Source organism: Allobosea sp. 2RAB26 (assembly GCF_052115465.1).
Classification (GTDB): domain Bacteria; phylum Pseudomonadota; class Alphaproteobacteria; order Rhizobiales; family Beijerinckiaceae; genus Allobosea.
The window spans coordinates 163,133-185,591 of record NZ_JBFRGS010000011.1; the positions used below are offsets into that span (position 1 = coordinate 163,133).

Here is a 22,459-nt window from a genome sequence, read left to right on the forward strand (position 1 = left end):
GAATCGGCGGACGCCCGATATGCGGGTTTGTGTCCGGCCTCGCCTGAACGACGCGATTGCCGCATCTGCCTTGGAACGCCTTGAAAGGAGAGACGTTTTCTCCGGACGGGGCAAAGTTTGGAAGGGGCTACCTGCACCGGTAGGTTGAGGAAATACCGCCAATTCAGTACGCTTTGTTTGTTATTCAGAACGGTTGCCCGCTCATATGAGCTGACGGCATTGATTTCGACGGAGCACTGACATGACGCAAGAGCGCATTCGCCGGATAATCCAGGCAGCCCTGATCGTCGGCGCCTTTTCCATCTGCTTCGGTATCGTCAGCGGCGCTCGCGCCCAGAGCGAGTTGCTCAACGTCTCCTATGATCCGACCCGCGAACTCTACCGCGCCATCAACACCGCCTTCACCGCCGAGTGGCAGAAGAAGACGGGGCAGAAGCTGACGATCCGCCAGTCGCATGGTGGTTCGGGCGCCCAGGCCCGCACCGTGATCGACGGGCTCAATGCCGACGTGCTGACATTGGCGCTGGCGGGCGATATCGACGCCGTTGCCGAGCGCTCGAAGAAGATCCCGCTCGACTGGCAAAAGCGCCTGCCCCAGAACTCCTCTCCCTACACCTCGACGATCGTGTTCCTGACCCGCAAGGGCAACCCCAAGGCCGTCAAGGACTGGGGCGACCTCGCCAAGCCCGGCATCAGCGTCATCACCCCGAACCCCAAGACTTCGGGTGGCGCACGCTGGAACTATCTCGCGGCCTGGGCCTGGGCCGAGAAGGCCTATGGCAAGGACGAGGCGAAGGTGCGTGACTATATCGCCGCCGTGCTGAAGAACGTGCCGGTGCTCGACACGGGCGCGCGCGGCTCGACCACGACCTTCGCCCAGCGCGGCCAGGGTGACGTCTTCCTGTCATGGGAAAACGAGGCCTTCCTCGTGCTGCAGGAATTCGGCGCCGACAAGTTCGACATCGTCGTGCCCTCGCTTTCGATCCTGGCAGAGCCGCCGGTGACGATCGTCGACGGCAATGTCGATGCCAAGGGAACGCGTGCCGCAGCCCAGGCCTATCTCGAATTCCTCTATACGCCGGCTGCACAGGCCATCATCGCGAAGAACTTCTACCGGCCGCGCAATACGGAGGCCGCGGCAGCTGAGGACCTCGCGCGTTTCCCCAAGCTTGAGCTGATCACCATCGACACCGTTTTCGGTGGCTGGACCAAGGCACAGAAGGATCATTTCGCCGATGGCGGAACCTTCGATCAGCTTTACAAGCCGGCGCGGTGACCGCGTGGCGGTAACGGCCAGCTCCTGGCGGCAGCCTAGCATCCTTCCCGGTTTCGGGTTGTCGCTCGGCATCACGATCAGCGCCTTGTCGCTGATCGTGCTCATCCCCCTCGCGGCACTCTTCCTCAAGGCGGCAAGCGCTGGCCCCGCTGATATCTGGGCGATCATCACCTCGGCCCGCACCCAGGCTGCCTTGAAGCTGTCCTTTGGCGCTGCCCTGTTTTCCGCGATCCTCAACGCCATCTTCGGGCTGATCATCGCCTGGGTTCTGGTGCGCTACCGCTTCCCCGGCCGGCGGCTGCTCGATGCCGCGGTCGACCTGCCCTTCGCGCTGCCGACCGCTGTCGCAGGCATCGCCCTCGCCTCGATCTACGCTCCGAACGGCTGGATCGGTGCCCTGCTGGCTCCCTACAACATCAAGGTCGCCTACACCCCGCTCGGCGTCATGGTGGCGCTCGTCTTCATCGGCCTGCCCTTCGTGGTGCGGACCGTGCAGCCAGTGCTGGAGGAAGCCGATGCGGATATCGAGGAGGCCGCCGCACTGCTCGGCGCCAGCCGGTTGCGCACCATTTTCAGGGTCATCCTTCCCGGTATCGTGCCAGCGTTGCTGACCGGCTTCGTCCTCGCCTTCGCCCGTGCCGTCGGCGAATACGGCTCGGTGATCTTCATCGCGGGCAACGTGCCGATGTTCTCCGAGATCGCCCCGCTCCTGATCGTGATCCGGCTGGAACAGTTCGACTATGCCGGGGCCTCCGTGGTCGCGACGATCATGCTGATCGTCTCCTTCGCGCTGATCCTGGCGATCAATGGAATCCAGTCCTGGAGCCGCGGGAGACTGGGTCATGTCTGACACGCCGCTGCCGGCCGCCATCTACAGGACCGACCGCGCGCTGCGCGACGGCTTGTGGATCCGCGCCCTGCTGTTGACCCTGGCACTGGGTTTTCTGCTGCTGTTCCTCTTCCTGCCGCTGATCGCGGTCTTCATCGAAGCCTTTGCGAAGGGATATGGGCTCTTCCTGGAGAGCATTACGGAGCCGGATGCCCTGAGCGCCGTTCGCCTGACCCTGCGGGTCGCCGCCATCGCGGTGCCCTTCAATCTGGTCGTCGGCGTCGCCGCCGCCTGGGCCATCGCCAAGTTCGAGTTCCGGGGAAAGAGCCTGCTGATCAGCTTCATCGACCTGCCCTTCTCAGTCTCTCCGGTGATCTCGGGCCTCGTCTATGTTCTGCTCTTCGGCGCGCAGGGCTTTCTCGGGCCCTGGCTCAAGGCCCATGATATCGAGATCATCTTCGCGCTGCCCGGGCTGGTGCTGGCGACGATCTTCGTCACGTTCCCCTTCGTTGCGCGCGAGTTGATTCCGCACATGCAGGCGCTCGGCTCCAGCGACGAAGAGGCGGCCCTGACGCTGGGCGCCTCGCCCTGGCGCACCTTCCTCACCATCACGCTGCCGAATGTGAAGTGGAGCCTGTTCTACGGCGTGCTGCTCTGCAACGCCCGCGCCATGGGCGAGTTCGGCGCCGTCACGGTCGTGTCCGGCCGGATCAGGGGGCTGACCACGACGATGCCGCTGCATGTCGAGATTCTCTACAATGAATACAACAGCGTCGCTGCCTTCGCCGTCGCCTCGTTGCTGGCCGGGCTGGCACTGGTGACGCTCGCCCTCAAGACCTATCTCGAATGGCACTTCGCGGATGCGATCTCCGCCAAGTCGCGCCATTGACGGAGGCTACCAATGTCCGTTGCCGTAACCATCGAGAGCGTCCAGAAGAGCTTCTCGAATTTTGCCGCCCTCCGCGGCGTTTCGCTCGACGTGCAGCCCGGCGAACTCGTCGCGCTGCTCGGCCCATCGGGCTCGGGCAAGACCACGCTGCTGCGGCTGATCGCAGGGCTCGAACAGGCCGATGATGGCCGCGTGCTGTTCGACGAAACCGATACGCGCCGGCTCAGCCTGCGCGAGCGGCGGATCGGCTTTGTCTTCCAGCACTACGCGCTGTTCAGGCATATGGATGTCGCGTCCAACATTGCCTTCGGCCTCAAGGCCCGCCCGCGGAGCGAGAGGCCGAGCGCGAGCGAAATCTCCAGGCGCGTCAGCGAACTGCTCGAACTCGTCCAGCTCGGCGGGCTTGAGCGGCGCTTCCCGACGCAACTATCCGGTGGACAGCGCCAGCGCGTCGCACTTGCCCGCGCGCTCGCCATCGAGCCGCGCGTGCTGCTGCTCGACGAACCCTTTGGAGCGCTCGATGCCAAGGTCCGCAAGGATTTGCGCGGCTGGCTGCGCGACCTTCACAGGCGCACCGGCCACACCACCCTCTTCGTCACCCATGACCAGGAAGAGGCCCTCGAGCTGGCAGACCGCGTCGCGATCCTGAACGACGGGCGGCTGGAGCAGGTCGGTTCGCCCGATGACGTCTATGACCATCCAGCGACGCCCTTCGTCTGCGAATTCCTGGGCGAGGCCAACAAGCTCCCTGTCGAGGTCGTCGGCGGCCAGGCTTTCTTCGGCAACCGGCCGGTCCTCGGCGGACTGCAGCAGAACCAGGGCGGGGCGGCCTCGCTCTATGTCCGGCCGCAGCATATGCGCATCGTTGACGATACCCCGCTCGCCCTCCCCGGCGTGGTCGAGGATTTGCGCCGCAACGGGCCGCTGCGGCGCGCCGAGATTGCCGTTGAAGGCCTGATCCGGCGGATCGATGTCGATCTCGCAAGCCAGGTCGCACCGGCCATCGGCGAACGGGTGCGCTTGCGGATCACCCATGGCAGCCTGTTCGCCGCGGCGTGACACCACCCTCGCCTCATCGCCGCCGACCGTTTAAGTCTTTCGCCGAGTCAGGCTTTGAGAGGACACGACGATGAAAGCACGGGCAAGCTGGGTCGAGGGCATGGCCTTCATGGGTGAGGCCGGCAGCGGCCACGCCATCATCATGGACGGCGCTCCGGAATATGGCGGGCGCAATATCGGCATCCGGCCGATGGAGATGCTGCTGATCGGTCTCGCGGGCTGCACCGGCTTCGATGTCGTCTCGATCCTCAAGAAGGGCCGCGAAGCCGTCACGGGGTGCGAGGTCGAAGTCGAGGCCGAGCGCGCGACTGAGGATCCGAAGGTCTTCACCAAGATCCATCTCTCTTATCGCGTGACCGGCCGCGGGCTGGCGCAAGCCAAGGTCGAGCGCGCCGTCACATTGTCGAAGGAAAAATACTGCTCCGCCTCGATCATGCTCGGGGCGACGGCCGAGATGAGCTACGCGCTCGAAGTTGTCGATGAACTGCAGCAGGTGGCGGCGGAATGAGCGATACCTTCTCCGGACTGATCACGCCTGAGGCCCTGGCCCCGCGCCTGGCCGACAGCAACCTCGTCGTTCTCGACATCCGCTCATCGGTCGATGGTGGCGGAAAGGCGGCCTATGAGGCGGGACATATCCCAGGCTCCGTGCACACCAATTACGTCGCCGACGGCTGGCGCGCCAAGGTCGGCAATGCACCGGGCATGCTGCCGCCGCTCGATCATCTGGCCGGGCTGGTCGGCAGCCTCGGCATCAAGCCGCATGACGATGTCGTCATCGTACCGGCAGGCGTCAGCGCGACCGACTTCGCCGCAGCCGCGCGGGTCTACTGGACCTTGAAGCTGATCGGCCATGGCCAGCAGGCCATTCTCGATGGCGGATTCCGGGCGTGGAGCGCCGACCCGTCGCGACCGATCGAAGCCGGTCCATCCGCGCCAAGACCGGCCGAGCCTTATCCCGTCGTCGTGCAGCAGCGGCTGCGCAGCACCGCCGATGCCGCCCTCGTCGCCTCGAAGAGCAGGCTCGCGACCCTGGTCGACGCCCGTTCGGCGAGCTATTTCGAGGGCCGCGAGAAGGCTGCGGAAGCGACGCGCGCCGGGCATATTCCAGGCGCGATTTCGCGTGACTACGCAGAGGCCTTCGATCTCTCGACCGGTCGCCTGAAACCTGCAGGCGACCTGTCGGCCCTGTTTTCCAGCGTGCCGAACGGACCTGCGATTTCCTATTGCAACACCGGCCACACTGCAGCGCTGAACTGGTTCGTGCTTTCCGAACTTCTGGGGAACGACGAGGTGTCGCTCTATGACGGCTCGATGACCGACTGGACGCAGGATCTCGAACGCCCGGTTGCAACGAGGGATAGTCAGGCGGCCTGATGACGCAGAGCGGAGGCGCGCGTTAACGCGCGCCTCCGCTCGCGCCCTGCCTGAAGCCAGTTGTCGCTCGACCTTTTCAGACCAGACTCGACCGCGAGGGGCGATGCCGGGCAATCCGGTAAACTGCTGCCGGCGGGATGTTGCGCAATGTCGAGCCGATCCGTGTTGCACGAAGGCCGAGGCGATCCAGGATTGGCTTCGGGATGGGGCAGCGCGTCGTATAGGTGACCTGATAGAAGGCGCCGCCCGGCCGCAAATAGCCAAACGCGCCCCTGAGAATGGCGATGACCTTTCGTGGCGGCATGGAAAGCACGGGAAGGCCGCTGATCACGGCGCCAACCCCTCCTGCTTCGTAAAGAGCGGCTTCGCGAAGGCGTGAAGCGTCCATCCAGCGCACACGGGCCTCGGGAAAGCGCATTTCGAGCAGCCGCGCAAAATCGGGCCCGAACTCGATGAGGGTCAGGTCGTGCTCGGGCACGCCTCGCCTGATGAGCGCCTGGGTAAATGCGCCGGTTCCAGGTCCAAGTTCAATGACAGGCCCGGTTTCCGGCGTGACCTCCTGTGTCATCAGATCCGCCAGGGCGGTGCCCGACGGCGTCACCGAAGCGACACGCAACGGCGCGCCGATCCAGGCGCGGAAGAAAGACCAGTTGTCGGAGGCCAGCATGCCGGTCCTCCGTCCGAAGGCGACTTCAGGCGCAACGCGGAGGCTTCGCCCGGCGCGGGGTGGCATTCTCGATGACATGTGCAGTCCATCCCAGTGGCGGTCACCGCAACGGTTGAGCGGGCCCGGAGCTTCCATGAGTGCACCGCTCTGTTTCGCGGCGCCGTCGGCATCGATGCCACGACTGGGTTGAGCCAGCCTGTCATGCGGAGGCGCAGGGGCGTGCGGGGCTCGATGAGGCCGGAATGAGCTCTCGCCGGCGACGTCGGGACCGACGTTCCATGCAAGGTTGGCGCAATCCGCAGTCGATAGGCGGTTACCCCTGAGGAGCGGGAGATTCCGCCTTGCGCATCTTGTTGGTCGAGGATGAGCCGGCAATGGCTTCAGCCCTGCGCACTGCGCTGACCCGTCAGGACATGGTCGTGGACCATCTGCCGACCAGAGCGGATGCAGAGGCAATGCTGAGCGAAAGCTGCGGCATCTATGATGCAGTGCTGCTTGACCGCCAGTTGCCCGATGGCGACGGCCTGGACCTGGTCCGAAGGCTGCGGGCAAAGGGCGACACGGTGCCGGTCCTCATGCTGACGGCGCGTGGGGACCTGAACGACCGGGTCGCGGGTCTTGACCATGGAGCCGATGACTATCTCGGCAAGCCCTTCGCCTTCGAGGAACTTCTGGCGCGCCTGCGCGCACTCCTGCGCCGGCCTGCCGGCATGCGCTCCGATACGGTGCGGATCGGTCGCCTTTCCTTCGATTTCGTGCACCGCGAGACCCGTGTGGCAGGCCAGATGCTCGCCATGCCGCGGCGCGAATTGCTGGTGCTTGAAGCCCTGATGCGCCGGATGGGGCGAATGGTCTTGCGAACCTTCCTGATGGAGGCCGTGTTCGGTCTGGATGACGAGATCCAGTCCAATGCGCTCGATACCCATGTCTCTCGCCTGCGCCGCAAGCTTGCGGAAGCCGATGCCGGCGCGACGATCGATGGGATTCGCGGAGTCGGTTACCTCATCCGCGAAACCGCCTGACGATGGATGGCGGGTATTCCCTCAAGCGCCGGCTGATCGGGCGGCTCATGGCGTTCCAGGCTGCCGCCATCATGCTGATCGTCGCTGGCTTGTTCGCCACAGGGGCGTTGTTCGACTTCTCATCGGTCGAGAGCACCATTGAGACCCTGCGAGGCGCGGTGGCGCGCGGGCCGACTGGCAAGCTGGTGCTGCGGCCCACGCGCCAATTGACCCGGATGCGGGCTTCTAATCCAAATCTCTGGTTCGTCATCCGGGACCGCACGGGCCACCGCGTGTCCGAAGGAGCCGTTCCTGCGGATTTCAGCCAGCTCGGCGACAGCCTCGACCATATCGGCCAGGCCCGGCTCGGCTGGAATATCGGCGATCCTCCCCGCGCCACGGCACGGGTCAGATGGGTGAACAGCGCAGCTGGCGAGGTCCAGGTCGTGACGGGCACCGAGACCCGGGCATCGCTCTATCTTGTGGCCCTGGGGATGAGCCTCGTGTTCCTCAAGGAGGTTCTGCCCGTTCTCGCCGTGATGGCGGTCGCGGCCCTGCTCGTCACTCCGCTGGTGGTCCGAGGAGCCTTGGCCGGATTGGGCCGGGCAGCGGCGCAGGCCGGGCGCATCGAGATCGACCGGCGGGGCGTTCGTTTGCCCCTCGATGACGTGCCGGTCGAGATCACGCCGCTGGTCACGGCGGTGAATGCCGCCCTTGGACGTCTCGACAGGGGCTACGAGCAACACAAGCGCTTCCTGGCGGCAGCCGCGCATGAACTGCGGACGCCCGTCGCCATTCTCAATACGAGGCTGGCATCCCTGCCGGCGGGCGAAGAGAAGACGCGTCTCCTCCAGGACGTTGCGCGGCTGGCGACCATGATGGAGCAGCTTCTCGACCTTGAGCGGCTCGATCAGCAGACGGACACGTTCACGCCCATGGACCTCAACGCGATTGCGAAGCGGGTCGTGGTCGACCTCGCGCCCCTGGCCTTCGCCGCCGGCTATCAGATGGAGTTCAAGCCCGAGGGAGATCCGGTCACGGTCATTGGAGATCCGCTATCGGTCGAGCGGGCCCTGACCAATCTGGTCCAGAACGCGATCGAGCATGGCGGCCGGGCTGGAACGATTGCCGTCCGCGTCGGTCACTCCGCGATCATCGACATCCAGGACGACGGATGCGGCATTCCGCGCGAGCAACGCGAACGTGTCTTCGAGCCCTTTCAAAGGCTTCATGCGCAAAGCCGCGGCTCGGGCCTCGGTCTCAACCTTGTTCGCGAGATCATGCATCGTCACGGAGGCGAGGTGCTCGCGCTCGATTCAGCATCGGGCGGTGCCTGTCTCAGGATGGTCTTCCCCCAGCCAGGCCTGGCCGCCTGAGCACGCAGCTATTTCCAGAAGCCGTTGTCCTTCGCCCGCTCCCGCCACCTTCAGGGCTGGTACTCCGCATGGCAGTCATACGCTTCGCCTGAACTGTAGCGCCCGTCCGTGCAGGGATCGGAGGGCGCGCGGCCTGCGTGCCAGCGTCGCAGTTCCGCCTCGCAATCGACCGGTCGGCCGAAGCTGAAGCGCCCATCCCTGCAGGGCGAATGGGGCGCTCCTTCGTCCTCGACCGGCCGCACGCGCGGCGCACTGGCGGGCAATGGCGGCGCCAAGCCGGCCTTTGGATGCGCCTGTGCCGAAGCGGCGGCACCTGAAAGCGCCAGCATGGTCGCGACGCCCCTGGCGATGCTGGTGCGGGCCCTGTTCATCGTGATCTCCATCCGCGACGACGCAACGGCTGCCTCGCCCGCCGGCATCGTCCCGGGGCTCGATTGAATGAACATTGCAAGGGATAGGGAATCCGGCGGCTTTGCCTGCGATCTCGGCTGCAATTTGCAAAACCTCTAAAAACACGTCAAAGGAAGCGCCATATGCGCCGGCCCCGCCGCGCCCCTTCCTGATCCAGTGTCCGAGCTTGTCGCCGATGAACGCCGTCGCGCCGAAGATTTCTTTCGTCTCCCTGGGCTGCCCCAAGGCCCTCGTCGATTCCGAACGCATCATCACCTCGTTGCGCTCGGAAGGCTATGAGCTCAGCAAGAGCCATGCGGGCGCTGACCTCGTCATCGTCAATACCTGCGGCTTCCTCGACAGCGCCAAGGCGGAGTCGCTGGAGGCGATCGGCTCAGCCATGGCCGAGAACGGCAAGGTCATCGTCACCGGCTGCATGGGCGCCGAGCCCGAGCAGATCCGCGACGCCTTCCCGAACGTGTTGGCGATCACCGGTCCCCAGGCGTATGAGAGCGTCGTCTCGGCCGTGCATCAGGCGGTGCCGCCCAGGCACGATCCCTTTGTCGACCTGGTGCCGGACCAGGGCATCAAGCTCACGCCGAGGCACTACGCCTATCTCAAGATTTCAGAGGGTTGCAACAATCGCTGCAGCTTCTGCATTATCCCGAAGCTGCGCGGGGACCTGGTCTCGCGACCGATCGGCGATGTGCTGCGCGAGGCCGAGAAACTGGTCAAGGCTGGCGTCAAGGAACTGCTGGTCATCTCCCAGGACACCAGTGCCTATGGCCTCGATGTCAAATACGCCCCCTCGCTCTGGAAGGATCGCGAGGTCCGCACGCGCTTCTTCGAGCTGGCGCGGGAACTCGGCCAGATGGGGGTCTGGGTGCGGATGCACTATGTCTATCCCTATCCGCATGTCGACGAGGTCATCCCGCTGATGCAGGAAGGGCTCATTCTGCCCTATCTCGATATTCCCTTTCAGCACGCATCTCCCAGCGTTCTCAAGGCGATGAAGCGCCCGGCTCATCAGGACCGCACGCTCGACCGCCTGCGCAAATGGCGCGAGATCTGTCCCGATCTCGCCATCCGCTCAACCTTCATCGTCGGCTTCCCCGGCGAGACGGAAGAGGATGTCCAGTTCCTGCTCGACTGGCTGAGGGAAGCAAAGCTCGAGCGCGTCGGCTGCTTCAAATACGAGCCGGTCAAGGGTGCGCCTGCCAATGATCTCGGCCTGCCGCTGATCCCGGAGGACGAGAAGGAAGCGCGCTGGCATCGTTTCATGAAGGCGCAGGCCGAAATCAGTACCCGGATCGTCAAGAGCCGGGTCGGCAAGCGCATTCAGGTGATCATCGACGAGGCGGGCCCGACGGTCGCCAAGGGCCGCTCCAAATGGGATGCGCCCGAGATCGACGGCAATGTCTATGTTGCGAGCCGCCGGCCGCTCCGGGCCGGCGAGATCGTGACGGTGAAGATCGAGCGGGCCGACGCCTACGATCTGCACGGAATCGCGGTCTGATCGGGCCTGTCCACTTTCGCAAGGGCGCGCATGATCTGGTCGCCGCGCCCGCGATAGAGGAAGACCTCGCTACCCCAAGGCAGGTCTGTTGGAACGCGACGGCAGGCGCCGTGACGGAGGCGGCTCGCTGCAGACCTGATCGATCCGGTTGGCGCCCCCGCCACGGAGCGCGACTGCGCGGGTGAGGCGTGCCTTCCCCCCAGGGAATTCGCGCAGCAGCTGAAACACGGACCGAGCGCTTCCGCCTGCTGCGCCCTTGCCGCTCCGACCGCCATCGTCGCCGCCATGCCCGCTGCCGTTCTGCTGCGACATTGCGACCGTCGAGATGGTGAGAGAGGCCAAGAACAGACCAGTGAAACGAAGTGTCCGGTTCATGACATGCTCCCGAATGAGGATCAGCGTCCGCTGGCCCTCATTGGTCGCGTCGTCTCCGCAGCAGGTTCACAGGCGTCGGAACGATGATCGGCCCTGCTCTCAGATAGCCGGCTTTCGCCGGGCTGAACCGAGGCGCCCGAGCCACCAGCCAAATCTCTGCGCGAGCATGGCCAGCGCCACCGCATAGCCGATCAGGGCGAAGATCCAGCTCATGGTCGTGAGACTGAGCGCGCCCAGCACCAGCGCCGAACGTCCGAGCACCTTCAGGACCGCACGGGTGGTGGACCCCTTGGCGGCGCTCAGCCGTGCCGCGCGCCCAATATCGCCGGCCTCGTCTGCAACCGCGAGAACCTGGCGCAGACCGGCCTGGCCGGTCCGGGCATAGACTGCGCCGGCATCCTGCCCAAGCGTTGCCAGGCGCGTCATTGCCGCCGGCCGCACGATCGCAGCCGAGGATGCGCGGGCTGCTGCCAGGTCGAAGCGCGCAGCAGCGGAGAGACTGGCTGTCAGAGCCGGACGATAGACGGCTCCCGCGGCCATGCGCGTGAGATTGGCCGTCAGCTTTGGCGACAGCATGCCTGCCTTCGCCGTTGCCTTGACGACGCTGAGACCACCGCGTGCCGGCAGGCCGCTGCCGAGGCTCGCCCATGTCGCAACGCTCAGAGCGAGCCCGCCGGCCGCCAGCACCAGGACAACATGATCCGTTGCCTCGCCGCGGAGCAGCTTCTGGCCTTCACCGGCGATGTCCCGCAGGTCGCCGACGCCGACAACGTCGCTGACCACCGCGCCGGCGAAGCCGGCATTGCTCGCGCGTTCGCCCGACAGGAAACCGGAGCCGAAATCCTTGAGCGCGCGCGTCGTCGCCTCGTCCTTCAAGCGCGCGAGGCGCTTGCGCTGGTCCTCTGTGACAATGAGGCGATGCTCGGCGGCCAGATCGACAAAGCTGCCGGCAAGGTCGGTGTCGCCAGCGGCAATCGCCGCATCGATCTCGTCTGCGATGCGCCCGGACGCAAGCACGCCCTGCAGACGCAGGTCCGACAGGGCCACGGGGTCATTGGCCGCCACCTGCAACTGCAGGCCATTCCACCCGCGCGGCAGCACCAATACGCCCGCGCCGATCAGCGCCGGCACGACACATAGTGCCCGAATCGCCTTCTTCATCTTGCCCAGCCACCCATCCTGCCGCCCCCGGCGGCAGGAGATCTAGGCAACAATCTGGGCGAGATTGCTGCGACGAGGCGGCGAACGCTACGGAATGAGGACCGTCGAGCCCGTCGTGCCGCGGCTCTCCAGCGTGCGATGTGCCTCGGCTGCATCCTTCATCGGGAAGGTCGCGTTCACCGGTATCGTGACCTTGCCCGAGGTGACGGCGCCGAACAGGTTCTTCGCCATCTCGACCATCGTTTCGCGCTTTGCGGTGTGGGAGTTCAGTGTCGGACGGGTGACGTAGAGCGAGCCCTTTGCAGCCAGGATGCCGAGATTGAACGCTTCGACCGCGCCCGACGCATTGCCGAAGCTCGCAAGCACGCCAAAGGGCTTGAGCGAGTCGAGCGAGGCCATGAACGTGTCCTTGCCGACGCCGTCGTAGACCACGTCGCAGAGCTTTCCGCCGGTGATGTCCTTGACCCGCGCCGCGACATTCTCGTCACGGTAGAGAATGACCTCGTCGGCACCATGCGCCTTGGCGAGCTCGGCCTTGTCCCTGGAGCCTGCGGTGCCGATCACGGTCGCGCCGAGCGCCTTGCCCCACTGGCACAGAATCAGGCCGGTGCCGCCAGCGGCAGCATGCACAAGGATCGTGTCGCCCGGCTTCACCTTGTAGGTCCGGTGCAGCAGATATTCGGCGGTCAGGCCCTTCAGCATCATGCTGGCCGCAGCCTCAAAGGAGATCGCAGCCGGCAGAGCCACCGTCGATGCCGCCGCCACGATGCGCTCCTCGGCATAGGCTCCGAGCGTCGCAACGCAGGCGACGCGGTCGCCCGGCTTGAACTCGGTGACATCGGGGCCGACGGCAAGGACGTCACCGGCCGACTCGTTGCCGAGCACGAAGGGCAGCTTGGGGGCCGCGTAAAGGCCCGATCGAAAATAGGTATCGATGAAGTTGAGGCCGATCGCGCGGTTCCTCACCAGCAGCTCGCCTGGCCCGGGCGCCGGCAACGCAACGTCCTCGTATTTCAGAACCTCGGGTCCGCCGGTCTGGTGAACGCGTATCGCCTTGACCATTGACATTGCTCCATCACGTGAAGGCCGGACCATAGGGACTTGCATCGCATCAACGCAACGGCCGGACTGCTGGGCGGGTCGGCGCCCAACGCCGGGTCGGCAGATGATGGTGCGGGATCGGGGCGCGGCATGAACGCTTCCGTCCTTCGTCAGGGCCCATTTCACGCAGTCTCTGTGCGGGGCTGCGACGCAGCGCGGACTGGCCAGACACCTTCGGGTCGGCTAGCCAAGTGCCATGACTTCGCGTGCTACGCTCCCGCATTCTGATCAGGCCGAGATCGCCATCATTGGCGCCGGCGCCGTTGGGCTGGCCGCCGCGCTCGCTTGTGCGGCAGATGGCTGGCAGGTCACCGTATTCGGCCGCCCGGTCGCCCCGCGAGACGGTCGCACCGTGGCGCTGCTCGACGGCTCCTGGCGGATGCTCGCCGAGCTCGGCCTGCTCCCGGCCCTCGACGGCAAGGCTGCTCCGCTCGCGGTGATGCGCCTTGTCGATGACACCGGCAGCCTGTTCCGGCAGCCACCGGTCGAGTTCTACGCGTCCGAACTCGGGCTCGACGCTTTCGGCTGGAATGTCGAGAATGCCGATCTCGTTGCGGCGCTGGCCGAGCATGTCCAGGCCAACCCGAACATCCGGAGCGTGCCCCATATGGTTTCGGCGATCGAAGCCCAAGATGATGCGGTCAGGATCTCCGGAGCCGAGTTCGAGCCCTTCTGCGCCCGGCTGGTGATCGGCGCCGATGGTCGCCAATCCCGCGTGCGGGACGCTGCCGGTATCACCACCAGGGACTGGCGCTATCCGCAGATCGCCTTGACGGCGATCCTCGGCCATCGCCGCGACCATCGCGAGACCTCGACGGAATTCCACACGCGCAGCGGCCCCTGCACGCTCGTTCCCCTGCCCGGCCACCGCTCTTCGCTGGTCTGGATGCTCGAGCCGAGAGAGGCCGAGCGGATCGCCGCGCTGGACGATGCCACGTTCGCCCGCAGCGTCGAGAGGCAGACGCATTCCCTGCTCGGGGCCATGACCGTCGAGGGGGCGCGTGGGCGCGTTCCCATGGGCGGCCTCTCGGTAACACGTTTCGGGGCGAACCGGATGGCATTGATCGGGGAAGCGGCCCATGTCTTCCCGCCGATCGGCGCTCAGGGGCTCAATCTCGGTTTGCGCGACGTCGCAGCCCTGCGTCGCGTCCTGCATGACGCCGAAGACCCGGGCAGCGACGCGGTGATTGCCGCCTATGATTCGGCGCGGCAGACGGATGTACGGCTGCGTACCGGTGCGGTCGATGCGCTGAACCGGACCTTGCTGACCGATTTGCTCCCGGCCGACCTGATGCGTGGGGCCAGCCTGCTTGCGCTCTCGCAGATCGGGCCGTTGCGCCGGATCGTCATGCGCCAGGGCCTGGCTGGCGGCATGGCCAACTGAGCGGCCCGCGATCAGTCGCCCTTGTCGGGTTCTGTCTGCAGCAACTCCTGATCACCACCGCTCGACGGCACGCGCAGCAGTGCGGGCGCGTGCTCCCGGAAAACCGGGGCCAGTGGCAAGGGGGTCGAGACAAGGCGCCTGCCTCCGGGCTCCTCCGCCTGGTTGTCGAGCTGGCCGCGCGCAGTCAGGTGCGGGTCGGCCAGCGCCTCCTCGAGGCTGCGCACGACCGTGCAGCAGCAATCGCGCGGCTCGAGATAGCTCCGCCAGTACGACGCCGGTTCCGATGCGATGATGGAGGCGATCGCGGAGCGCGTCGCCTCCGGATTCATCCGATCATCGCTCAAGCCGGGATCGAGCGAGATCGCCTCGCAAAAGACCTCCCAGAATTTCTGCTCCAGGGCTCCAACCGCGAGAAACCAGCCATCGCCGGTGGCATAGAGCCCGTAGCGCGGGCTTCCCCCGGTCAGGAGCCCCTCGCCGCCTTCCGGCCAGTTTCCCGTCACCTGCCCCTGGGCAAGGCTGTACCAGGTGAAGGTCGGCATCGCGTCGCTCATCGCGATGTCGAGATGGCAGCCCCGACCAGTGCGCTCGCGCTGGCGCAGCGCCAGCAGAATGTTGAGCGCCGCCGGCATCGCCCCGCCTGCGATATCGGCAACGAGCGTCGGCGGCAGCGGCGGAGGCTCGCCACGTTTCAGCGATTGCCCGAGCAGCCCGCCGATCGCCTGGTAATTGATATCATGCCCGGCATCCTGGGAGCGCGGCCCGGTCTGGCCATAGCCGCTGATCGAGCAATAGATCAGCCGGGGATTGATCATGTGGAGGGCTTCGAAACCGAGACCGAGCCGCTCCATCACGCCAGGGCGGAACTGCTCGATCAGGATGTCGGCGCGCTCGACCAAAGGGCGCAGCAATTCGGCGGAATCGGACGATTTCAGGTCGATCTCGATGCTCTTCTTGCCGCGGTTGAGCGCAGCGAAGGGAGCCGAGGTCTCGCCGAAGCGCGGGGGAAAGCGGCGGAGGTCCTCACCACCCGGCCGCTCGATCCGGATGATCTCGGCACCCGCCTCGGCCAGGAACAGGCTCGCAAGCGGGCCCGGCAGCAATGTCGAGAAATCCAGAACCAGAAGGTCGTCGAGCGGCAGCATCGCGATCCCGGGGATTGGACGGGCGCAGGGCAGCCGTCAGGGAAACAGGTCTGCCGCCATCCTGCCCGTCTTCACCAGCCACAGGAAGCCCGTCAGCGTCACCATCGAGACGATGGTGCCGACGAGGATGCAGGCCGAGGCGCGCTCGACGCCGACCTTGTACTGTGTCGAGATCACGAAGATGTTCAGGGCCGGCGGCAGCGCCGCCATGATCACCGCCGCATAGACCCAGGGGTCGGCGAAATTTCCAAGCGCCGAGAGCAGCACCCAGACCAGCAGCGGGTGGAGGACGAGCTTGACCGCGACCAGGGCCGGCACTTCCGCGGGCATCGACCTCATCGGCCGCAGCGCCACCGTGACGCCGAGCAGGAACAGCGCGCAGGGAGCCGCCGCCTGCGACAGCCAGAGCGTCATCTTGTCGAGCGCAGTCGGCAATTCGAGCTTGGTGTAGCTCGCGATCACGCCGGCCAGGGTCGCGAGATTGAAGGGGTGCGTCACCACCTTCCAGAGCACCTCGCCGGCTGTCGCGAGAAAGCCCTTCTTCTCGACGCCGGCCAGGGCCATCAGGAAGGGCACCAGCGAGAACAGCAGAATATTGTCGAAGACAAAGATCAGCGCCACCGGCGCGCTCGCGACCGGCCCGAGCGCGGCCAGGATCAGCGGTGGGCCCATATAGCCGATATTCGAGTAGGAGCCGGCGACCGCCTGCATCACCGCCTGGGGCATATGCCCGTGCGTGGATTTCAAGCCGATGAGGAAGGAGAGCGAGAAGACACAGAAGGTGGCGAGCGTCGTGGCGCCGACAAAGCCCCAGTTCGAGAGCTCGCTCAGCGGCTTGTCGGCAATCAGGCGGTAGAACAGCGCCGGCAGGGCGATGTAGATCAGGAAGTACTGCATCCACGCCAGCCCCTCTTCCGGGAGCCGCTTGTAGCGCCCGACAGCGAAGCCAAGGACGATCAGGCCGAAGAACGGCGCGACCAGATTGAACAGGCTGGCAAGTTCGGCCATACGCGCTGGAACCTCGGGCGGGTGCACCTTTCGGGTAACAGGCAGGCGCATCGCGGCGGTGTAGCGGGTCGAGGGCCAACGGCAAAGCCGCGCAGCGCATCGCTCGTAGCCCGGCAATGCATCGCAACAGGCATGAATGCCTAGGAATATTGTCTGACGCGCCCGCTGGAATTTCATCCTAGGCTATCATTCTCAATTCGACGCCCGGCGCGCTGCGAAAGCCCAATGGACGGGCGCGGCATGGTCCGGCACATTCGCTGCAACGCACCATGGAGCCCACCATGCCAACCAAGACGCCGCGCCAGTTCTTCCGCCCGCTCGCCATCGGCGCGCCGGTGCCCTTGCGGGAGCTGCCGCTGAAACTGGAGCGCATGATCCATTTCGTGCCGCCACATCTTGAAAAGGTCCGCGCCAAGGTCGGGGAACTCGCCGGTCAGGTCGATATCGTGCTCGGCAATCTCGAGGACGCGATCCCGGTCGACGCCAAGACGGCTGCGCGCGACGGATTCATCATGATGGCCAAGTCCGTCGATTTCGGCGCGACCGGCCTATGGACGCGGGTCAACGCCCTGAACTCGCCCTGGTTTCTCGATGATATCAGCACGATCATGTCCGAGGTCGGCGGCAAGCTCGATGTCGTGATGGTGCCGAAGGTTGAGGGCCCCTGGGACATCCATTATGTCGATCAGCTGCTCGCTCAGTTCGAGGCGCGGCATCAGCTCCGCAAGCCGATCCTGATCCATGCCATTCTTGAAACAGCCGAAGGCGTGAAGAACGTCGAAGCCATCGCCACGGCCTCCCCCCGCATGCACGGCATGAGCCTTGGCCCAGCCGATCTGGCCGCTTCGCGCGCCATGAAGACGACGCGCGTCGGCGGCGGGCATCCCGAGTACAAGGTGATCGCCGACCACTCCCCCGAAGGCGGCACTCGCGCTGTCGCTCAGCAGGATCTCTGGCATTATACGCTGGCGAAGATGGTCGACGCCTGCGCTTCGGCCGGGTTGAAGCCCTTTTACGGCCCCTTCGGCGACTTCTCGGATGCAGCCGCCTGCGAAGCTCAGTTCCGCAACGCCTTCCTGCTCGGTTGCGCCGGCGCCTGGACCTTGCATCCCTCGCAGATCGAGATCGCCAAGCGCGTCTTCAGCCCGGATCCCGGAGAGGTCGCGTTCGCCCGACGCATCCTGGAGGCCATGCCCGACGGCTCGGGCGCGGTCATGATCGACGGCAAGATGCAGGACGATGCCACCTGGAAACAGGCCAAGGTCATCGTCGATCTGGCCCACCAAGTTGCCGCTCGCGATCCGGCTCTCGCCGAGCGCTATGGATTGCCGCCGAACTAGCGACTTTCAGCCGTTGATCTTGACCTATTTGCGACGCAATCCTACCGCATGCGCGAGATGGCGACGTTAGCCGGCAGTATGAGAGCCTGCCGGCTTGAGGACGGATCAAGGCGAGACATGGAAGCGCGTTCAGCGAAATTCCGGATCGGGCAGGTGGTGAAACACCGTGTCTATCCGTTCCGAGGGGTGATTTTCGACGTCGACCCCACCTTCTCCAATACGGAGGAATGGTGGCTGGCGATCCCGGAGAACCTGCGTCCGTCGAAGGACCAACCATTCTACCATCTCTTCGCGGAGAACGAGGAGACGGAGTATGTCGCCTATGTTTCCGAGCAAAATCTCGTGATCGACGAATCCGGCCGGCCGATCCGCCATCCGCAGGCCAAGGAATTCTTCAGGCGCGACCGCAAGGGCCGCTATCTCATCGACAAGGCCGACCTGAACTGATCCCGCCGCCCGACGCCATTGGAGTGCCCGCCCGAAGAGTGGGTTCCGGCTCTCGGGAAAGCTGATGCAAACGCAGAAGGCCCATGAAAAAGGCCGGCCCCGAGGGACCGGCCTTTTCTGTTTGTGCGAACGGCAACCCGATCAGGGCTTGGGAGCAGCCGGAGCGCCGGGAGCGGGAGCCGCGCCGGGAGCCGCCGGAGCGCCCGGAGCCGCATTGGCTCCGCCGCCGCCAAGACGCTGGCGCAGCTCTTCCTGGCGCTTGGACAATTCGTCCTGCAGTTGCTTCTGCTGTTCTTCGAGCACCTTCGGGTCGATCGGGGCGCCATCGAAGCCCTTGCCGAAATCGGCAAGCGGAATCGAGAAGGTCACCTCGCGGCCGGTCTGATTCTGCACGCTGATATTGAGCGTATTGCCCTTCTTCATCGCGTTGATGACATCGTCCTTCACCTGCGCCTCGGCGAAGCAGCCGTTCGGGAAGCAGATGGCGTAACGGCCGGGCACCGGCTGCGCCGCGTCTACGCCGAAGCGGACACCAGGCTGCAGCATCAGGCCGAGCGGCATCAGGAAGCGCACGATCCGGGTCGCGTCGCCCTTGACGTCATAGACGGCAACCGCAAGCACCGGCTGGCCCTGATCCGAGACGAAATCGCGCGTCGTGTAGCAGATTTCCTTGTTGGCGGCCTGATCCTTGCCGCAAACCTTGGTCCAGCTGGTCTGAGACGGCTCCGGCTTGACCTGAACGACGGTCGGACCACCCTGCTGAGCTTGTCCGGCCGGCGGCTGCGCGGGCTGCTGCTGAGCCGGTGGCTGGGCCGGGCGCTGGGCGGGACGCTGCTGCTGAGCGAAGGCGGCGACCGGGCTGAGGCCGATCACGGCGCTCATGGCCAGGCCGAACGCTCGGGCGGACAGGCGCTGAGACGGGCTGAACGAAGCGGTCATATGGTTTTCCTTACCAGGCGAATCTCGAAACACGACTTCGCAAGCCGCGCGCATCATTGTCGACGGGCTCAATCGCTTACGCGCGCCAGCCCCTGGAAGGCCGTGCACATCGGTTGCGATTGCGGCGTTTGAATGACACCTCGCGCTGCGTTTAGCGAGTTCTGCTGCAGGTTTCCAGTCTGAACAGCTTACGTGACGGCCGGCAAGCCGTGTTATTCTTGCCGCTGGGAATCAGGTCAGGCAATGGGTTCATATCTTGCGCCGGCTGCAGCGATTGGCGTTGCGGTACGGCATATCTTCGCAATTCTTGCCGTCGTTCTGGCGGCGGGCGCGGTTGCGCGCGCCGAATCGCCATCGGTCGATCATGCCATCGCCATGCATGGCGAGCCCGCCCTGGCGAAGGGCTTTGCGCATTTGCCCTATGCCGATCCGGCCGCTCCCAAGGGTGGGCGAATCATTTTTGGCCTGCAGGGCACCTTCGACAGCTTGAATCCGCTCGTGGTGCTCGGCGTCGCCCCGGACGCCGTGCCCCGCTATGTGCAGCAGAGCTTGCTCTTCCGCTCGGCTGACGAGCCCTTCACGGCCTATGGCCTGCTGGCGAGCAAGATCGAGCTCAATGACGACCGCACGCGGCTCGCCTTCGAGATCGATCCGCGGGCCACCTTTTCGGATGGCCAGCCAGTCACCGCCGAAGATGTGCGCTTCACCTTCGACATGCTGAGGACCAAGGGCAAGCCGTTCCATCGCTCCAGTCTTGGGCGCGTGACCAAGGTCGCAGTGCCCACGCTGCGCCGGATCGAGTTCGAGCTCGGCGACGGCTCCAATCGCGAATTGCCGCTGGTGATCGGCGCCATGCCGATCTTCGCCAAGCACGCGACCAATGCGGAAACCTTCGCAGAGACCAGCTTCAAGCCCGCTCTCGGCTCCGGTCCCTATCTCGTGAGTGACGTGAAGCCGGGCGAGGCACTGACCTTGAAGCGCCGCAGCGGCTTCTGGGCCGAGGATCATCCGCTGACCCGCGGTCTCTTCAATGCCGACGAGATCCGCTACGATTTCTATCGAGACGCCAATACGCTCTTCGAAGCGTTCAAGGCCGGCCTCTACGATATCCGTCTCGAAGGGGACCCGACACGCTGGATGACGGGCTATGATGTTCCCGCCGTGCGCGATGGCCGCATCGTCCGGGAGGAGCTGCGCTTCGAGGCGCCGAAGGGCATGACGGGCTTCGTCTTCAACACGCGCCGCACGGTCTTCGCCGATGTCAGGGTGCGCGAGGCGCTCGGCATCCTGTTCGACTTCGAATGGGCCAACCGCAATCTGTTCCATGGCGTCTATCGACGGGCCGGCAGCTTCTTCGCGGATTCGGAGCTCTCCGCGCTCGGAGTGGCGGCGGATGCGCGCGAGAAGGCACTGCTCGCAGGCTTCCCCGGGGCCGTCCGGGAGGACGTTCTCGCGGGAACCTGGATGCCCTCGGCGACCGACGGTTCCGGCCGTGACCGCGATCAGGCGCGCAAAGCGCTCGATCTGCTGCAGAGCGCTGGTTACGCACTTCAGGACGGCGTGCTGCGCCAGAACAAGAACGGCGAGGCGCTGAGCTTCGAGATCACCGTCACCAGCCGGCCGCAGGAGCGGCTTGCGCTGAACTATGCGAAGTCGCTGACCAGGCTCGGCATCGCCGTCACGGTCAGGTTGATCGACGACGTGCAGTATTGGCGCCGCCTTTCCACCTTCGATTTCGACATGATCCAGTGGACATGGCCGGCCTCGGCCTCTCCCGGGAACGAGCAGGTCGGGCGCTGGGATTCGAGCAATGCCGAGCGCAAGGGCTCGTTGAACTATGCAGGCGTGAAATCGCCGGCCGTCGACGCGGTATTGAAGACGCTGCTCTCCGCCCGCGAACGCGCCGATTTCGTTGCCTCGGTGCGCACGCTCGACCGGCTGCTGATCTCCGGATTCTATGTCGTGCCGCTCTATTATTTGCCCGAGACCTGGCTCGCTCGTTCACGCGATGTCGTGCTGCCGGCCCGCAGGCCGACCTATTTCCTGTCCACCGAAGTTCTGGCCCGCGTCCCGGCGCCGCCCGCTCCGGCGAACTGAAGGATCGTCGATGCGGGCTGACTACGACGACGCTGCTGCCCTGCTAGACGGCCTCGATCTCGATACTTTGCTGAAAGCCCTGGTGCGCAGCCGCGGCTACGAGGCGGCGCTGCGCGATCCCCCGGGACGCCGCAGCTGGAGCGACGAGCAGCCGCGCTCCCTCAGTTTCGTGGAACTGGACGACCGGGTTTCGCGCCTCGCCGGGCTTCTGAGCACCAATCATGCCCAGCCCGGCGCGAGCGTCGCGATCCTTGCGCCGCTAGGGCCCGAGGCACTGGTTTCCATTCTGGCCGCCTTGCGCTCCGGCCTCTCGCCGCTGATGTTGCCGCTGCACGCCAATGAGCTGGATCTGCTCCGGTTGATCGAGGCATCGGGGGCGGTGATGGCCCTCGGCGCCGGCCGCATCGGGCACGTTCGCCCATTGCTGATGCTGCGGACACTTGCCATGCGTGCCTTCGGAACGCGCTTCGTCGGCGGTTTCGGCCGTGACATTCCCGACGGCGTCGCTCCGCTCGATACCCTGATTGCGAATGGCGTGCGCCACCCCCTGCCGGAATCGACGGAACGCCCGGCCCTCCAGGTCGTCGACAGCAGGAGCTTTGCGGGACCGCAGGCCATCTCGGAACGCGCATTGCTGAGCAAGGCGCTGGAGATCTCGCGCCTGCTGAAACCGCTGGCCTCGTCACGGATCATCACCACGCTGGTCGGCGGGGACCTCGCCGCGCTCGCCTCCGGGCCCGGTATGGCGATCCTGACAGGTGTCGAGCTGCTGCCGCTTGGCCTGTTCAGCCTCGGCGACCTGCATGCCTGCCTCGAAGGAGGCAGAAAGGCACATCTGGTGCTTCCCGGCGCCATGGAGCCAGCCTTGGCACGTTCGAAACTGGCGAGCCACCCTGCCCTCGCCAGCCTGGTCTTCGTGCAACGGCCAGGCGAGACGCGCGCCTATCCGGCCATCGATCGCCCCGACCTCGCGATTGTCGATGTCGATGTACGCTCGGCGACCGAGGTCGATGTCAGCAGGCGTTAGGTCCCCGGACCGGGTATCGCATCGGGCCCGATGATCGAACCCTCTTTACGGCCGA

Annotated in this window: 21 protein-coding genes; 15 read left to right on the forward strand and 6 right to left on the reverse strand. The window is 65.5% G+C overall.

Annotation, left to right across the window (positions count from 1 at the left end):
• Window positions 1-241 precede the first annotated feature (241 nt).
• The 6 genes from AB4118_RS21730 (at window position 242) to AB4118_RS21755 (ending at window position 5,430) form a co-directional block, all read left to right on the forward strand.
• A complete protein-coding gene (locus tag AB4118_RS21730; RefSeq protein WP_441491695.1) occupies window positions 242-1,276 on the forward strand; it encodes a sulfate ABC transporter substrate-binding protein in 1,035 nt (344 codons plus the stop codon).
• Entirely contained in the window at window positions 1,236-2,126 is an 891-nt protein-coding gene (gene cysT, locus AB4118_RS21735; protein ID WP_441491696.1) for a sulfate ABC transporter permease subunit CysT, read from the forward strand. The genes AB4118_RS21730 and cysT overlap by 41 nt, the downstream gene beginning before the upstream one ends.
• Window positions 2,119-2,994, forward strand: a complete 876-nt coding sequence (gene cysW, locus AB4118_RS21740; RefSeq protein ID WP_441491697.1) for a sulfate ABC transporter permease subunit CysW — start codon at window positions 2,119-2,121, stop codon at window positions 2,992-2,994. The genes cysT and cysW overlap by 8 nt, the downstream gene beginning before the upstream one ends.
• Before the next feature lie 12 nt (window positions 2,995-3,006).
• The gene (locus tag AB4118_RS21745) at window positions 3,007-4,053 is read left to right on the forward strand and encodes a sulfate/molybdate ABC transporter ATP-binding protein (protein ID WP_441491698.1); all 1,047 of its coding nucleotides are present in this window, start codon (window positions 3,007-3,009) and stop codon (window positions 4,051-4,053) included.
• Between the two features lie 70 nt (window positions 4,054-4,123).
• A complete protein-coding gene (locus tag AB4118_RS21750; RefSeq protein ID WP_441491699.1) occupies window positions 4,124-4,561 on the forward strand; it encodes an OsmC family protein in 438 nt (145 codons plus the stop codon).
• A complete protein-coding gene (locus tag AB4118_RS21755; protein WP_441491700.1) occupies window positions 4,558-5,430 on the forward strand; it encodes a sulfurtransferase in 873 nt (290 codons plus the stop codon). The genes AB4118_RS21750 and AB4118_RS21755 overlap by 4 nt, the downstream gene beginning before the upstream one ends.
• A 76-nt stretch (window positions 5,431-5,506) precedes the next feature.
• Here AB4118_RS21755 and AB4118_RS21760 read toward each other — a convergent pair whose 3' ends face one another.
• Window positions 5,507-6,097 (reverse strand): class I SAM-dependent methyltransferase, encoded by a 591-nt coding sequence (locus AB4118_RS21760; RefSeq protein ID WP_441491701.1) that lies wholly within the window; start codon window positions 6,095-6,097, stop codon window positions 5,507-5,509.
• 341 nt (window positions 6,098-6,438) lie between these two features.
• Between AB4118_RS21760 and AB4118_RS21765 the strand changes: the two genes are divergently transcribed.
• The 4 genes from AB4118_RS21765 (at window position 6,439) to rimO (ending at window position 10,380) form a co-directional block, all read left to right on the forward strand.
• Window positions 6,439-7,119: a response regulator transcription factor gene (locus AB4118_RS21765; protein WP_441491702.1), complete on the forward strand. Its 681-nt coding sequence runs from the start codon at window positions 6,439-6,441 to the stop codon at window positions 7,117-7,119.
• Complete coding sequence (locus tag AB4118_RS21770; protein WP_441491747.1) at window positions 7,116-8,474, forward strand: sensor histidine kinase; 1,359 nt, start codon at window positions 7,116-7,118, stop codon at window positions 8,472-8,474. Before AB4118_RS21765 ends, AB4118_RS21770 begins: the two co-directional genes overlap by 4 nt.
• 108 nt (window positions 8,475-8,582) lie before the next feature.
• Complete coding sequence (locus AB4118_RS21775; RefSeq protein WP_441491703.1) at window positions 8,583-8,912, forward strand: hypothetical protein; 330 nt, start codon at window positions 8,583-8,585, stop codon at window positions 8,910-8,912.
• Window positions 8,913-9,060: 148 nt separating this feature from the next.
• The gene (rimO, locus tag AB4118_RS21780; protein ID WP_441491704.1) at window positions 9,061-10,380 is read left to right on the forward strand and encodes a 30S ribosomal protein S12 methylthiotransferase RimO; all 1,320 of its coding nucleotides are present in this window, start codon (window positions 9,061-9,063) and stop codon (window positions 10,378-10,380) included.
• 474 nt (window positions 10,381-10,854) lie between these two features.
• Here the strand turns inward: rimO and AB4118_RS21785 are convergent, their stop codons facing one another.
• Both AB4118_RS21785 and AB4118_RS21790 read right to left on the reverse strand, forming a co-directional pair.
• Window positions 10,855-11,916: a hypothetical protein gene (locus AB4118_RS21785; protein WP_441491705.1), complete on the reverse strand. Its 1,062-nt coding sequence runs from the start codon at window positions 11,914-11,916 to the stop codon at window positions 10,855-10,857.
• A gap of 87 nt (window positions 11,917-12,003) precedes the next feature.
• Entirely contained in the window at window positions 12,004-12,978 is a 975-nt protein-coding gene (locus AB4118_RS21790; protein WP_441491706.1) for a quinone oxidoreductase family protein, read from the reverse strand.
• Window positions 12,979-13,213: 235 nt separating this feature from the next.
• Here AB4118_RS21790 and AB4118_RS21795 point away from each other — a divergent pair, with 235 nt between their 5' ends.
• A complete protein-coding gene (locus AB4118_RS21795) occupies window positions 13,214-14,401 on the forward strand; it encodes a UbiH/UbiF family hydroxylase (RefSeq protein WP_441491707.1) in 1,188 nt (395 codons plus the stop codon).
• Between the two features lie 11 nt (window positions 14,402-14,412).
• Here the strand turns inward: AB4118_RS21795 and AB4118_RS21800 are convergent, their stop codons facing one another.
• Both AB4118_RS21800 and AB4118_RS21805 read right to left on the reverse strand, forming a co-directional pair.
• On the reverse strand, window positions 14,413-15,546 hold the full coding sequence (locus AB4118_RS21800; RefSeq protein ID WP_441491708.1) for a CaiB/BaiF CoA transferase family protein: 1,134 nt from the start codon (window positions 15,544-15,546) through the stop codon (window positions 14,413-14,415).
• 36 nt (window positions 15,547-15,582) lie between these two features.
• Complete coding sequence (locus AB4118_RS21805; RefSeq protein ID WP_441491709.1) at window positions 15,583-16,554, reverse strand: AEC family transporter; 972 nt, start codon at window positions 16,552-16,554, stop codon at window positions 15,583-15,585.
• 281 nt (window positions 16,555-16,835) lie between these two features.
• Between AB4118_RS21805 and AB4118_RS21810 the strand changes: the two genes are divergently transcribed.
• Together AB4118_RS21810 and hspQ are read left to right on the forward strand one after the other, a co-directional pair.
• On the forward strand, window positions 16,836-17,894 hold the full coding sequence (locus AB4118_RS21810) for an HpcH/HpaI aldolase/citrate lyase family protein (protein WP_441491710.1): 1,059 nt from the start codon (window positions 16,836-16,838) through the stop codon (window positions 17,892-17,894).
• A 117-nt stretch (window positions 17,895-18,011) separates the two neighbouring features.
• Window positions 18,012-18,341: a heat shock protein HspQ gene (hspQ, locus tag AB4118_RS21815; RefSeq protein WP_043242591.1), complete on the forward strand. Its 330-nt coding sequence runs from the start codon at window positions 18,012-18,014 to the stop codon at window positions 18,339-18,341.
• Window positions 18,342-18,482: 141 nt separating this feature from the next.
• On the opposite strand, the gene AB4118_RS21820 is transcribed toward hspQ, so the two are convergent.
• On the reverse strand, window positions 18,483-19,280 hold the full coding sequence (locus tag AB4118_RS21820; protein WP_441491711.1) for an invasion associated locus B family protein: 798 nt from the start codon (window positions 19,278-19,280) through the stop codon (window positions 18,483-18,485).
• A 243-nt stretch (window positions 19,281-19,523) separates the two neighbouring features.
• Between AB4118_RS21820 and AB4118_RS21825 the strand changes: the two genes are divergently transcribed.
• Together AB4118_RS21825 and AB4118_RS21830 are read left to right on the forward strand one after the other, a co-directional pair.
• On the forward strand, window positions 19,524-21,377 hold the full coding sequence (locus AB4118_RS21825; protein WP_441491712.1) for an extracellular solute-binding protein: 1,854 nt from the start codon (window positions 19,524-19,526) through the stop codon (window positions 21,375-21,377).
• A gap of 10 nt (window positions 21,378-21,387) precedes the next feature.
• Complete coding sequence (locus tag AB4118_RS21830) at window positions 21,388-22,404, forward strand: AMP-binding protein (RefSeq protein ID WP_441491713.1); 1,017 nt, start codon at window positions 21,388-21,390, stop codon at window positions 22,402-22,404.
• Window positions 22,405-22,459 lie beyond the last annotated feature (55 nt).